Genomic DNA, 13715 nt, shown 5'->3' with positions numbered 1-13715 from the left:
TCTTTCTCAAGGCTCTTTAGTAGAGCTTGACCTTCGAGATCCGGACGGCTTCGTTCCAGGTGAGGCCCGGCGGAGCGGTTCCTCGCTCCGGCGCTGCTCAAGGCAGAGGCGACCAAAACTACCGGTTCGGGGCCCTTGAAAAACCGGATGGAGGGTTTTATTCTCCGGCTCGGGGGATGCACCAGAGCGCCTGACCGGGCAAGAGGCTGAAGCTGACCGTCCCGTATCCAGAGGTGGTGCCACTCGAATCGAACCTGTCGGTCTCTTTTCCTGGCCGGTAGACGGAGCGATACCGCAGAGCGGTACGGAGGTGCGTTGTGGCGCGGCAGGATCGAGCCATCCGGACACGGCAGGCCATCCTGGTTGCCGCCGCCAAGGTGTTCGACGACGTCGGATACGACGCGGCAACCATCTCCGAGATCCTCAAAGAGGCCGGAGTGACGAAGGGTGCGCTCTACTTCCACTTCACGTCGAAGGAGGAGCTCGCCCAGGCCGTCCTGGCGGAGCAGGTCAGAGCGCTCCCGCCGGTCTCGGTGCCGCCGCTCAAGCTGCAGCAGGCGGTGGACGAGGCGCTGTTGCTGACCCAGCTGCTGCAGAAGGAGACGGGTGACCCGATCATCCGCGGCAGCGTGAGCCTCACCACCGATCCGGCGGTGGGGGCGGCAGGGCTGGACCAGAAGATTCCGATGCAGCTGTGGATCGACTACAGCAAGTCGCTGTTCGCCGAGGCGAAGGCGGCCGGGGAACTGCTCCCGCACGTTGACCTGGAGTCCATCGCACGGCTGTCCGTGGGCGCGTTCACCGGGGTTCAGATGCTGTCGAACATCATGGAGAACCGCGCCGACATGATGGAGCGGGTCTGCGACCTGTACAGATACCTGCTTACGGCCACCGCGGTACCCCCAGTCCTCGTACAGCTCGACTTCTCGCCGGAGCGAGGGGCAAAGGTGTACGAGTCGGTTATGAAGGAACGCCAGGCCGCGACCGAGGACACCGCCATGACTGCTTGACGACAACCTCGCAGCGATCCATCGCGGGGGATGTGAGGGGCTGTACACAGCACCCCCTCGGCACGTATCAGAAACGACTGATTCGGATGGAGCGCATCAATGAAAACTGCTGTCTGCCCCTATCGGCTGGACGTCTCGGCGCGTGACCTCGCGGGGGAAGCCGCGATGCTCCGGGCCCGGGGGGCCGCCGTAGAGGTGGAGTTGCCCGGAGGTGTGCTCGCCTGGGCCGTGGTCCGCGAACAGCAGGTCAAGCGACTGCTGGTCGATCCGCGCGTGTCCAAGGACGCCCGGCTGCACTGGCCGGCGTTCATCGACGGGCGGATCACCGAGGACTGGCCGCTGTATCCCTGGGTGGCCAACGAGAACATGCTCTTCACGTACGGCGAGAAGCGCGCCCGGCTGCGGCGGCTGGTCGCCGGCGCGTTCACCGCACGGCGTTCCGAACTGCTGCGGCCCCGGGTCGCGGAGATCACCGCGGATCTGCTGGACGACCTGGCGGCCCTGCCCCCGGGCGAAGTCGTCAACCTGCGGGGCGCGTTCGCCAAGCTGCTGCCGATGCGGGTGATCTGCGAGCTGTTCGGCATCGACCGGGACGACCGCGACCGCCTGTGCGGGGCCATGGACACCGTGTTCAGTACGGCCGTTACGGCGCAGGAGATGGCGGTGGCCCAGATGAGGGTCTTCGAGCTGCTGGCCGAGCTTGTGGTGAGCAAGCGGGCCCGGCCCGGTGACGATCTGACGTCCGCGTTGATAGCGGCGCGGGACGAGGGCGACCGCCTCACCGAGGAGGAACTCCTCGGTAGCCTCAACCTCCTGATCGCGGGTGGACAGGAAACGACGTGCACCCTGATCACCAACGCCGTGGGAGCGCTGCTGACCCACCCCGAACAGCTTGAGCATGTGCGGGAGGGACGGGCGGACTGGGACGACGTGATGGCCGAGACGATGCGCACGCACAACCCCGGCGCCTACTCGCCCATGCGCTTTGCGGTCGAGGACATCGACCTGGACGGTGTCCTGATCAAGAAGGGCGACCCGATCCTCGTCTCGTTCGCCGCGGCCGGTCTGGATCCTGACCGCTACGGGCAGGAGGCGGCTGATTTTGACGTGCTGCGCACAGACCGCCGCGATGGTTTCGGATTCGGCCATGGACCGCACCGTTGCCTGGGCGCCCCGCTGGCCGTGGTGGAGGTCGGGGTGGCTCTGCCGGCACTGTTCGCGCGCTTCCCGCAGATCGAGCTGGCCGTCGAGCCCGGGGAGTTGGCACCCATCGACTCCTTCATCATCAACGGTTACCGGGAGCTGCCCGTGCGGCTGGGGTGAGCCCTCCCCGCCCGCCGGAACTGAGGACTCCGCAGCCCGACCGGGTTGCGGAGTCCTCTGCTTTCAGTAGGCCAGGAGCGGCTTCGGAGCAGACCCGGAGGGGACTTCAAGCAGGACGAGACCGGTTCTTGAGCAGTGCAGCCGACCGTGTCCACAAGCCTGAGAAGGGAAGTGGGGGCCATGGGCAACGGCAAACCGATGCTGCGCGTCGAACGCGGACAGGCCGACGCGGAGGAACTCGCGGCGCTCGCGGTCGTTCTTCTCGCGCTGCAGGGAGCCGGTGAAGAGCAGCCCGAGACATCGCATCGCGGGGGCTCCGGCTGTTCCGGCGGCTGGCGGTCACCGGGGGTCTACAAGGCCCCCGGCAGCTGGCGCTGACGGAAGTTCAGAAAGGTTGCACCCCGAACTGGAAACCGCACGCGCGGTTTGTTAATCTGATCTACGTGGACCTGGGGCGGGACTTTTCAGCGGCTTCGCCCCAGAAGGGACCTGGTATGGCGATGACAACCGCCCCGGCGTCGATCGACCTGGAGCCGACCGGCATGTACGGGCGAGTGGCCGAACTGGACGACATCCGTGCGCAGGCACTGGCCGGCCCGAGCGAGAAGGCGACCGAGGCCCAGCACGCCAAGGGCAAGCTGACCGCACGGGAGCGCATCGAACTGCTCCTCGACTCGGGCTCCTTCCAGGAGGTCGAGCAACTGCGCCGGCACCGGGCGACCGGCTTCGGCATGGATGTGAAGAAGCCGTACACCGACGGTGTCATCACCGGCTGGGGAACGGTTGAAGGGCGTACCACTTTTGTGTACGCGCACGATTTCCGGATCTTCGGCGGCGCGCTGGGCGAGGCCCACGCCACCAAGATCCACAAGATCATGGACATGGCCATCGCTACTGGGGCTCCGCTGGTGTCGCTGAACGACGGCGCGGGCGCCCGTATCCAGGAAGGCGTTTCGGCGCTGGCCGGGTACGGCGGCATCTTCCAGCGCAACACCAAGGCGAGCGGGGTGATCCCGCAGATCTCGGTGATGCTCGGCCCGTGCGCGGGCGGCGCGGCCTACAGCCCCGCCCTCACCGACTTCGTCTTCATGGTCCGCGAGACCTCCCAGATGTTCATCACCGGGCCGGACGTGGTCAAGGCCGTGACGGGGGAAGAGATTTCCCAGAACGGCCTGGGCGGCGCGGACATCCACGCCGAGACCTCCGGCGTCTGTCACTTCGCGTACGACGACGAGGAGACGTGCATCGCCGAGGTGCGCTACCTCCTGTCGCTGCTCCCGCAGAACAACCAGGAGGCGCCGCCGAAGGTGTTGGCCGACGACCCCGTCGAACGGCGTTCGGAGGTGCTCCTGGACCTGGTGCCGGCCGACGGCAACCGGCCGTACGACATGGCCAAGGTGATCGAGGAGATCGTCGACGACGGTGAGTACCTGGAGGTCCACGAGCGCTGGGCCCGCAACATCATTTGTGCACTCGCCCGCCTCGACGGGCAGGTCGTCGGTATCGTCGCCAACCAGCCCCAGACCCTGGCAGGCGTGCTCGACATCGAGGCCTCGGAGAAGGCCGCGCGCTTCGTCCAGATGTGCGATGCCTTCAACATCCCCCTCCTCACGCTGCTGGACGTCCCGGGCTTCCTGCCCGGTGTCGACCAGGAGCACGGCGGGATCATCCGCCACGGCGCCAAGCTGCTGTACGCGTATTGCAACGCGACCGTGCCGCGGATCTCGCTGATCCTGCGCAAGGCGTACGGCGGTGCCTACATCGTCATGGACAGCCAGTCCATCGGCGCTGACCTCACTTACGCGTGGCCGACGAACGAGATTGCGGTGATGGGCGCCGAAGGTGCCGCCAACGTGATCTTCCGCCGTCAGATCGCCGAGGCCGAGGACCCCGAGGCCATGCGGCAGAAGATGGTCAAGGAGTACAAGTCCGAGCTGATGCACCCGTACTACGCGGCCGAGCGTGGCCTGATCGACGACGTCATCGACCCGGCGCAGACCCGCGAGGTCCTCGTCCGCTCCCTGGCCATGCTCCGCAGCAAGCACGCCGACCTGCCGTCCCGCAAGCACGGCAACCCGCCGCAGTAGCACCACTTCCCGTGGGACTTGGGACGTCGGCGCGGCGCCGGCCCTCGACGTCCCGGTTCTCAGGAGACACCACATGGTCAAACAGGAGCGAGCGGCCCGTACCCGGCATGCGCTGATCCAGGCCGCCGCCGCGGTCTTCGCCGAGGAGGGCTTCGTCACTGCGTCGCTGAGCACCATCAGCAGGCGGGCCGGTGTCAGCAACGGGGCGCTGCACTTCCACTTCGCCAACAAGAGCATGCTCGCCGAGGCGGTCGAGGCGCAGGCCGCCGAGGCCGTGCGTGGCATCACCGAGGCGGCGCTGGCGCGGCAGGGCGACTCGCTCCAGACGGTGGTGGACGCCACGCACGAGCTGATGGAGGCGCTCGCCCACGACATCGTGGTGCGCGGGGGGTTCGAGCTCGCCGGTGACAGCGCGTGCCGGGGGAAGTGCTCCCTGCGGGCGCAGTGGCAGGAGTGGATCGAGGACACCCTCCGCGGGGCCGAGCGCAACGGGGCTCTGGCGGAAGGAGTGTCCTGGGCGGACAGCGCCCGGGTCATCGTCGCCGCGACCGCGGGCTTCGAGGTGCTCGGCGGTGATGACGCCTCCTGGCTGTCCCGGCAGAACGTGACCCGCTTCTGGGACGTGATCCTGCCGCGGCTCGCCGACCGGCGGAACCTGGCCGGACTGGCGAGCGCAGGTACCTGGCCGCAGGCCGCCATCCCCTCGCAGGACCGGTCCTCCCTGCGGGCGAGCACCGAGTAGTAGAAGACCTATCGGTCTGTTTATTGGTCAACTTCGCCGACCGGACCCCCTTCTTTGCCTCAAGGGGCCCTGGATCTCTACTCCAGGGCCCCTTGAAGTTTACTGGTGACTTCGCATCGTCGCAGGTCAGACCTAGCGTGCCGTTGGATTCTCGCTTGGAAAATACAGGGCATGCGGTTTGATATTGACAGACTGCGTGTGCTGTTTTTAGTCTGGTCACGGCGCCGGAGTGACATCTGACGACGGTTACGGAAACGACTTGAGCGCTCGGCACAAGACAGGGGAGATCGCGTGGACATCGAGGTACTCGGCGCATTGGCCGTAAGGGAGAACGGGGTCTCCATCACGCCGACGGCCCCCAAGCCGCGGCAGGTTCTGGCTCTGCTGGCACTCCACGCCGACCAGGCGGTGCCGGTCTCCACACTGATCGAGGAGCTGTGGGGCGCCGCCCCGCCGCGCAGTGCCCGGACCACCCTGCAGACGTACGTCCTCCAGCTGCGTGAACTCATCGCCGTGGCCCTGGAGAAGGACGGGCAGGACGGCGCGGACGAGGGCGGCAGGCAGCGCACCGCCAAGGACGTGCTGATGACGATGCCCAGCGGATACATGCTGGCCGCCGGCGGCGGGCAGAGCGACGTCCGTACCTTCGAGCGCCTCGCCGGCACGGGCTACCGGGCCATGGACGCGGGCGACTTCCCCGACGCGGCCCGGCAGTTGCGCGAGGCGCTGGCGTTGTGGTCCGGCACCGCCTTCGCGGACGTACAGGCCGGGACGCAGCTGGAGATGGAGATCAGGCGTCTCGAGGAGAGCCAGCTGTGCGCGCTCGATCAGCGCATCGAAGCCGACCTGCGACTGGGGCGCCACCGCGAGCTGCTGTCCGAGCTGACCGTGCTGGTGAACCGGTACCGCACCCACGAGAGCCTGCACGCCCAGTTCATGCTCGCCCTGTACCGCTCGGGGCGGCGCGGCGAGGCCCTGGAGGTCTACCAGCGGCTGCGTGCCACGCTCGTCCGGGACCTCGGCCTGGAGCCGTCGGCGGGGCTGCGGCGACTGCAGCGGTCCATCCTCACGGCGAACCCCGAGACCGCACCGGCGGCCCCCAGCGTCGTCAAGGAGCGCCTGGTTCCCACGAGTTGAGCGGGCGCATCAGCCGGGCCGGCGCTGCAGGGACACCGGGTCCCTCGGGCCGGCCTGCTGCGTGCAGGGGCGGGGCGAGATGCCCCATCTCGACAAACGGCGTCAAGCATTCCGCGATTTGCTTTCTTCGCAACGGAATTAAAAAGAGTGAAGCAATTGGTGGGGATGACCTCCCGTATGTCGCAATGGTCTTTCTTCCGGCCCTTGTTTGCGCACGCTTGAGTCGATCAATGGTCGATCAATTTGCAGATAGAATAGGCAAGTTGAAGCGTCCTCAAGCTCCGGTCGAGGAAAGGCGGGTCTGGCTCGATTCCGGCTACTGTGCTTATGGCGACGGAATTCAGCCACGAGAGGAACTCGACGAGCTACGGAGGAAAGCAGTGAAGATTCAGGTTCTGGGTTCGTTGAGTGCCGAGGTCAACGGGGGGTCGATCGTCCCCACGGCCGGTAAGCCGCGGCAGATCCTTTCCCTGCTCGCCCTCTACCCCGGGCGGGTGATGCCCGTTCCCATGCTCATGGAGGAAATCTGGGGGACCGAACCACCGCAGAGCGCACTCACCACGTTGCAGACCTACATCCTCCAGCTGCGCCGGCGCCTGGGCACCGCGATGGGCCCCGACGCTCCCGACACGGCGAAGGAGGTGCTGGCCACCCGGCACGGCGGCTATCTGCTGCAGATACCGCCCGAGAGCGTGGACGTGCACGAGTACGAACGCATGGTCACCGAAGGGCGGTCGGCCTTCGAGGCGGGCGACGACGAAATGTCGGCCGACCGGTTCCGCAAGGCGCTGGAGCTGTGGCGTGGCCCCGCCCTGGTCGACGTACGCGTCGGACCGATCCTCGCGATCGAGGTCATGCGACTGGAGGAGAGCCGGCTCGGTACTGTCGAGCGCCGTATCGATGCCGATCTGCGGCTCGGCCGGCACTCCGAACTCATCGCGGAGCTCGCCGAGCTGACGGCCCGCTACCCGCAGCACGAAGGACTGCACTCGCAGGCCATGGTGGCGCTGTACCGGTCGGGACGACAGGCGTCGGCCCTCGCCGTCTACCGCAAGCTGCGCATCCGGCTGATCGAGGAACTGGGCGTCGAGCCGTCCCCGCAGGTGCAGCGGCTGCACCAGGCCATGCTGTCCGTCGACCCGCAGCTGGACGTCGTCGCCGGGGAGCGGCGCTCCTCGACGTTCGATCTCTTCGCCGCCTGAGGCCGGCCGGAGCGGGGGCCCCGTCGTACTCAATGCCTGATCGCCGTCGGACGGGCCGGTTGCGGAGTCGGCCCGGCGGACGCGGAGGCGGATGCGGATACAGATCGCCGAGGAGGCCGGGTGTCCTGGCCCCGGCCTCCTCGGCGCGGCGACCGACCGCGGTGACCGTTCGCGGTCAGGACATCCGGTCCGGCCCCTCCGATCAGATTCAAGTGGCACTTGAGGCCGTCCGGCAATCCTCGAATCCCACCCCGTGCGACGCAGGTCGGGGCAGAGGAGGATGCCATGTCGGACGAACGGCCGGTGCGCCTGCACTGTTTCGCGCACTCCGGAGGAGGCATCTCCGTCTTCGACCACTGGGCGGAGAACGTCGGCCCCGGAGTGGAGGTGGTCCCGGTCTCCCTGCCGGGCGGACAACGGCACCGATCCGACACCCGCACGACCGCGTACGAGGCCCTGCTCGCCGACGTGCTGCCCCGGTTCACCGACCCGGGACCCGGACCGTACGTCCTCTACGGACACGGCCTGGGCGCGATGGTCGCCTTCAGCGTCACCCGCGTCCTGCACGAGGCGGGCCTGCCCGGCCCGGCGCTCCTCGCCCTCGCGGCCTGCCCACCGCCCCGCGTCGCCTCCGCACTGCCGGACGCCCGCACCGCGACGGACGCCGAACTGCTGGACGCCCTGAGCGCCAACAGTGCCGTGCCGCCCACCAGCGACGAGGGGATCTGGCTGCACGCGATGCTGCCCGTGCTCCGCGCCGACCTGGAGCTCGCCCAGTCCCTCGAGGACGCGGCCGCCGTACCCTCTCCGGCCGGGCCGCTCACCACCCCGATGCTGATCGTCGCCTCGCAGGGCAACCTGCTGGCGCCGCCCACGATCGCGGACGGCTGGCGACAGTGGACCGAGGGACCCTCCTGGCTCCGCACCGTCCCGGAGCACCACTTCTTCGCGCGTGGCCGTGGGCTGCCCCGCCTGCTGGGCCGTGCCTGCCGGGTCACCGGCCGCCTCGCCCGGGAGAGCGTGCCGGTCGGCTGATCCCGTGCATTCGGACAACCTGCGCGGGCATACGGCAGCCGCCCACCCCGCGAATTCCAGAAATACACGTCGGTTGAGGCCGACAACTACCCGGTCACGCCTGGATCGACCCGGATTCTTTTCATCTCCGAGCGGTCTTCGGCCGGCCGCCACAAACCCCGTTCATGTTCCCGTCGGCACCATAAGAGGAGGGGAGCTCAAATGATTGCTGAGCATGCGGACAAGGTGGCGCGCAGAGTGCACGCATCCGCGCCTGCAGGCGTGGCCTACGCGCTGATGGCCGACGCGCAGAGCTGGCCGCTCTATTTCTCCTCGATCGTTCATGTGGAACAGCTGGAATTCGACGGCGTACGGGAGCGGCTGCGGACCTGGACCCTCCTCGACGGCCAGGTGAAGGCGTGGACCTCCCAGCGGCATCTGGACCCCGTGGCGCGCCGCATGGAGTTCTGGCAGGAGATCGCCGCACCCCCCTTCCACACGGCGGGCGGCATCCTGAGCGCGCGCCCGGACGGCCCGCACCACAGCGAGCTCGAACTGCGCTACGACTACAGTATCGGCGCCGACTCACCCGGCGACCTGGAGTGGGCGCAGCGGGCCACCGATGCCCACTCCCGCGCCCAGCTCGCCGACCTGAAGGCGTTCGCCGAGCGATGGACGCGCCTGGACGAACTCGTCCTGTCCTTCGAGGACACGGTGCACATCAACGGACCCGCCGAACTCGTCTACGACTTCCTGTACCGGGCCGGCGACTGGCCCGACCTGGCGCCGCACGTCCAGCAGGTCGACCTCAACGAGAGCGCCCCCGGCGTGCAGCACATGACCATGCGGACGCTCACCGAGTACGGCACCCACACCACCGCCTCGGTGCGGATCTGCTTCCCCCACGCCGAACGCATCGTGTACAAGCAGACCACGCCGCTGCCCCTGCTGGAGGCTCACACCGGCGAATGGTCCGTCGTCCCGGACGAGCGAGGGGTCACCGTCACCGCGCAGCACAGCGTCGTACTGAGCGAGGAACACATCGCCGACGTACTGGGGCGGCAGGCAACCCTGGCCGACGCCTGCCGGCATGTGCGCGAGGCGCTCGGCCGCGACAGCCGCGTCCTGCTCGCCCACGCCAAGACGCACGCGGAGAGCGCCGTCCGCATGCTGTGACCGGTGCGTGCGCGCGGAACGGGGGCCCGCTCACGGATGACCTCCTGCCGAACTCGGGCAGCGCTCCACACCCGCTTGGGAAATCGGACGCCGGGCACCTGCTGCCCTTAGCGTGCTGAGCACGACCATTGTCGATTCCGGCGGACCAGGAGGCGTCATGGAAGCGAGGCAGTACGGCACGGCCCCGGGCCGCCGACGTCGTACGCACTCCTTACGGCCGGCTCCCAGCGGGCCCGCAGGCGGCTCGTCCTAGGCACGGCGCCCGGCTCCCGCAAGAGCTGAGTGAGCGCCATCCCAGCAGCTCATCCACCAGCTACCGAGAGGAGAGAGGGGACCGCGCCGGTCACGGCGGAGCGCACGTCCCTGGACGCGTATGACTGTTCCTCGCTCCTCGCACGCGGTGATGTCCGTGGTCGTGGACCCCGGACCCGTCCCGCACGACACCCCGTGGGACCTCGAGTTGCGCGGGCCGCTCGACGCTGCCGCGCTGGCAGGCGTCCTGGGGGAACTCGCCGACGGCGACCCGGACCGGGCCGGCCGGCAGCACCGGCTGCTGCGGCACGGCCCCGACCACCACACGCTCCGGTTCACCCCGGCCGAGGACACGACCGCCGCCTTCGTGGTGGGCCGCCTCGCCGACCTGCTCACCGAACGGTCCGCCGCCGACCACCCCCTCACACCCGCCCAGTGCGCCGCACTCACACCCGGCGGCGGCCCCCGCCACGAGGCGGTGTACATCGAACCGGCCGCCCCACTGGACGCGGACGCGGTGCGCGAGGCGCTGCGCGCCGTCCTGACGGCCCATCCTCAGCTGGGCTTCCGCCTCGACAGCAGGGGCGGACGGCTGAGCGGACAGGGCGCGGTCACGGCCGTGGAGCGGGAGGAGGCGCCGGCCGAGCAAGGCCTGCTGGTGGAGGGCGAGTTCACCGACGAGGCCGGCTTCACCGCCGCCGTCGACTCCATTGGCCGCACCCTCGACGCACCCGCCGGCGTCCAGTTGCGGGCCCTGCTCGCCCGGGACCGCCGCCCGGCAGGGGAACGCGCCGACCGGCTCGTCCTGGTCGCCCATGAACTCGCCGTGGATGCCGCGTCCTGGCGAATCGTCATCGACGACCTGGTCGCCGCTCTCGGCACAGCGACAGCGGGAGTCCCGGCAAGGCCGCGGCACGCGCCCGGCGGGCTGGCCGACTGGGTCACCGAACTGCGGGAACTGGCCCGCGACCCCGCCGAGATACGCCACTGGTCGACCGTCGCCGAGCGCAGGGCCCGGGGCGCCGACTCCCGCACCTCGGCCCACGTGGCCCGCTTGAGCGACACGGGCGACACGGGCGACACCGCCGTGGCCAAGGCACGGGACGCCGGGTCGGCCGGGGTCCCCGAGGCCGCCATGGTGGGTGTACGGGACGCCGGACCGTTCGGAGCGCGGAGCACCGATGCGGTCGGAGTCCGACGTACCGGCTTCGCCCTGCCCGACGGGGCCACCGAGCGGATCACCCAGGATCTGGCCCAGCGGCTCACACTGACCGTCGGACAGGTGCTGACCGGGGTGTTCGCACTGGCCCTGGCCCGCTGGCAACACGCCGACGACGTCAGCTTCGACGTCCGCAGCGGGCCGCGGACCGGCCATCCGGGCCTACGCCGCCACGTCGGCCGCCTCACCGATGTGCACCCCGTCCATCTCACCCTGGACCGTGGCCTCGCCACCTTGGGTCAACTGGCCGCAGTCGCAGGCCCCTTGGCGGCCGCCGCCGGGCAGGCCGCGGGCGGCGCCGGGTTCGGGGCCTGCCGGGAGTGGAGCCCCGACCCGCTGCTGCGCACCGCACTGCGTGAACTGGCACCCGCCCAGGCCTGCCTGACCCTGCACGGCCCGGACGAACTGCTGCCGCCCGCGGCCCGTCCCGTGCCCGACGACCGCACTGCCGAGAGCGGCGACGACAGCAACAACGCCAGCGCCCCTCACCGGCCCCCGCACCGGCTGCAGGTATGCGCCCACATCGCCGACGGCAGGCTGCACTTCGGCCTCGACTGGGTGCCCGACCCCGCCGAGAACATCACCGACACCTCCGTGGCCGCCCTCGGCGAGTCGCTGCGCGAGGTGCTGGGGGAGTTGACCGACGCCTCCGATGCCCCGATCCCGTCCGTCTTCCGCGCCACCCCCCAACAGGCGGCGCTGTACCTGGGAGGCGACGGACAGCCCGGCACCGGCCGCCATGTCGAGCAGGTCGTATGGGTCTGGCACGGCCCGCTGGACCTGGAGCGCTTCACGGCGGCATGGCAGTCCGTCTTCGACTGCGAAACGGTGCTGCGCACCGCGTTCACCGGCGGCCCCGAGCCGCAGCTCATGGTCCACAGCCGGGTCGCTCCCGAGATCACCCGCCGCGTCCATCGCGGCGACGACTGGTCACCGCTGCTGGAACGCGACCGGCTGCGCGGCTTCGACCTGCGCTGCCCCGGAGCCTTGCGCCTCACCCTGCTGGAGACGGACGGGAGCCGCCGGCCCGGTGCCCCCGCCGCCCCCACCCGGATCGTGCTCACCTATCACCGGGCGCTGCTCGACAACTGGAGCGCGCACATCCTGCTGCGCGAGTTCTACCGGGCCTATCTCGCGGGCGGCAGCCTGCCCGGCGGCGAACGCCGTCCCGACCTGCGGGACTACGCCGCCTGGATCGCGGCCCAGGACCTGGAGACCACCCGGGCCTTCTGGGCGCGCTCCGCACCACCCGACGCGGCCGCCTCCAAGCCGGGCCGCTCCGCCCGAGACACCGCGGCACTGACCGGTGTGGGCCGGGCCAGGCTGCGGCTGACCTCCGCAGAAACCATCCGTCTGGCGCTGTGGGCGGGCCGCTGGGGCATCGCCGAGAGCACGGTTCTCCAGGCCGTCTGGGCGATGCTCATCTACCGCGCCGCCGACGCGACCGGCCCCACCCCCGTCTGCTTCGCGGTGACCGCCCCCGGGCGCGGCATACCGCTCGACGGCGCGGCCCGCATGCTGGGACCGCTGCGCAACGCCCTGCCGATGTCCGTCGAGGTGGACCCGGCCGGCACCGTACCGAACCTGCTGCGCCAACTGCGGGACCGCGCCCTGGACATGGCCGCCTACGAATGGGTTCCCGTCGGCTGGCTCCAGGCCCACGACCAGGACGAGCCCGGACTCGGACACGCCGACACCGTCATCGTCTTCGAGGATCCGCCGCACCCGGTGAAGGGCCTGGAGGCCGAACTCGCCGCCCACGGGATCAAGGCCGAGTTCCCGGGCACCGTACCCGCCCGCTCCGTCCTGCCGATCGGGCTCCTCGCCCACCACGACGGCGCGGGCCGCCTCATCCTCACCCGCGTTCACGACCGCGACGTACTCGACGAGGAGGAGGCTGCCGAACTGCTGGTGCAGAGCGCCACACTGCTGCGCGAACTCCCGTCCAGGACGGGGGAGTCCACCACGGTCGCGGAGATCCTGAGCCTCCTTGAGGGCAGGACCGTACCCCGCATGACCGAGCCGCCCGAAACCGGCCGGGGCGCCCCGCTGGTCACCCTGCGGGCGGCCCGGCGTGAGCCGGCGGGCACGATCTGTCTGGTCCCGCCGCCGGGTACGCCGGCAACCTGCTACGACCTGCTGTCCCGTGCCTATACGGGCTACGACGAGCTGCTGGTGCTCACCACCGACGCCGACGGCGCCCACTCCGCGCTGGCCGCCCACGGAACCGGCCGGTACCTGCTGTTGGGCGGTTTCTCCGGGGCCGGCTCCCTGGCTTGCGACATCGCCCGGCGCATCGCGGCCGACGGCGGCCCTCAAGCGCGGGTCGTGGTCGCCGGTGTCTCCGCGGACGACCAGGAACGCGCTCGCGAACTCGCCCGAGCCCTCAAGAACGCCGGGATGAAGAACGCCGGTACACCGGACGCCTAGCCGGTACACCACCGGACGCCGCTGAGGGGCGCTCCCTCGACCCTTGTTCCGTCGCACTTCAAGCGCTCCTCGTTCGACGTCGTCCATCGTGGCCGTGACACGGGTCACTTCGCCCGGTCTGTG

At 69.8% G+C, this 13715-nt stretch carries 10 protein-coding genes; all 10 read left to right on the top strand.

The genetic code is table 11. The features are described 5' to 3' along the window. Positions 1–317 precede the first annotated feature (317 nt). The 10 genes from OHU89_RS53295 to OHU89_RS53250 all read left to right on the top strand — a co-directional run bounded on the left by OHU89_RS53295 (position 318) and on the right by OHU89_RS53250 (position 13592). The gene (locus OHU89_RS53295; RefSeq protein ID WP_331737466.1) at positions 318–1010 is read left to right on the top strand and encodes a ScbR family autoregulator-binding transcription factor; all 693 of its coding nucleotides are present in this window, start codon (positions 318–320) and stop codon (positions 1008–1010) included. A gap of 99 nt (positions 1011–1109) precedes the next feature. Next, positions 1110–2333, top strand: a complete 1224-nt coding sequence (locus tag OHU89_RS53290; RefSeq protein ID WP_331737465.1) for a cytochrome P450 — start codon at positions 1110–1112, stop codon at positions 2331–2333. Between the two features lie 180 nt (positions 2334–2513). Beyond that, positions 2514–2711: an acyl-CoA carboxylase epsilon subunit gene (locus OHU89_RS53285; protein WP_331737463.1), complete on the top strand. Its 198-nt coding sequence runs from the start codon at positions 2514–2516 to the stop codon at positions 2709–2711. 116 nt (positions 2712–2827) lie between these two features. Next, positions 2828–4420, top strand: coding sequence for an acyl-CoA carboxylase subunit beta (locus tag OHU89_RS53280; protein WP_331737461.1), 1593 nt, complete (start codon positions 2828–2830; stop codon positions 4418–4420). Between the two features lie 73 nt (positions 4421–4493). Continuing rightward, positions 4494–5162 carry a ScbR family autoregulator-binding transcription factor gene (locus OHU89_RS53275; RefSeq protein ID WP_331737459.1) on the top strand — a complete coding sequence of 223 codons (669 nt, stop codon included), beginning with the start codon at positions 4494–4496 and terminating at the stop codon, positions 5160–5162. A gap of 291 nt (positions 5163–5453) precedes the next feature. Continuing rightward, positions 5454–6299 (top strand): AfsR/SARP family transcriptional regulator, encoded by an 846-nt coding sequence (locus OHU89_RS53270; protein ID WP_266900356.1) that lies wholly within the window; start codon positions 5454–5456, stop codon positions 6297–6299. A gap of 380 nt (positions 6300–6679) precedes the next feature. Next, on the top strand, positions 6680–7501 hold the full coding sequence (locus OHU89_RS53265; RefSeq protein ID WP_331737797.1) for an AfsR/SARP family transcriptional regulator: 822 nt from the start codon (positions 6680–6682) through the stop codon (positions 7499–7501). 285 nt (positions 7502–7786) lie between these two features. Continuing rightward, entirely contained in the window at positions 7787–8536 is a 750-nt protein-coding gene (locus OHU89_RS53260; protein WP_331737458.1) for an alpha/beta fold hydrolase, read from the top strand. 201 nt (positions 8537–8737) lie between these two features. After that, the gene (locus OHU89_RS53255; RefSeq protein WP_331737457.1) at positions 8738–9691 is read left to right on the top strand and encodes an aromatase/cyclase; all 954 of its coding nucleotides are present in this window, start codon (positions 8738–8740) and stop codon (positions 9689–9691) included. A 373-nt stretch (positions 9692–10064) separates the two neighbouring features. Beyond that, a complete protein-coding gene (locus OHU89_RS53250; RefSeq protein WP_331737454.1) occupies positions 10065–13592 on the top strand; it encodes a condensation domain-containing protein in 3528 nt (1175 codons plus the stop codon). Positions 13593–13715 lie beyond the last annotated feature (123 nt).

Origin of the sequence: Streptomyces sp. NBC_00019 (assembly GCF_045041015.1) — a bacterium.
GTDB lineage: Bacteria > Actinomycetota > Actinomycetes > Streptomycetales > Streptomycetaceae > Streptomyces.
The sequence above is the reverse complement of the archived record's forward strand: the minus strand, read 5'-3'. Positions and strand labels throughout refer to the sequence as shown.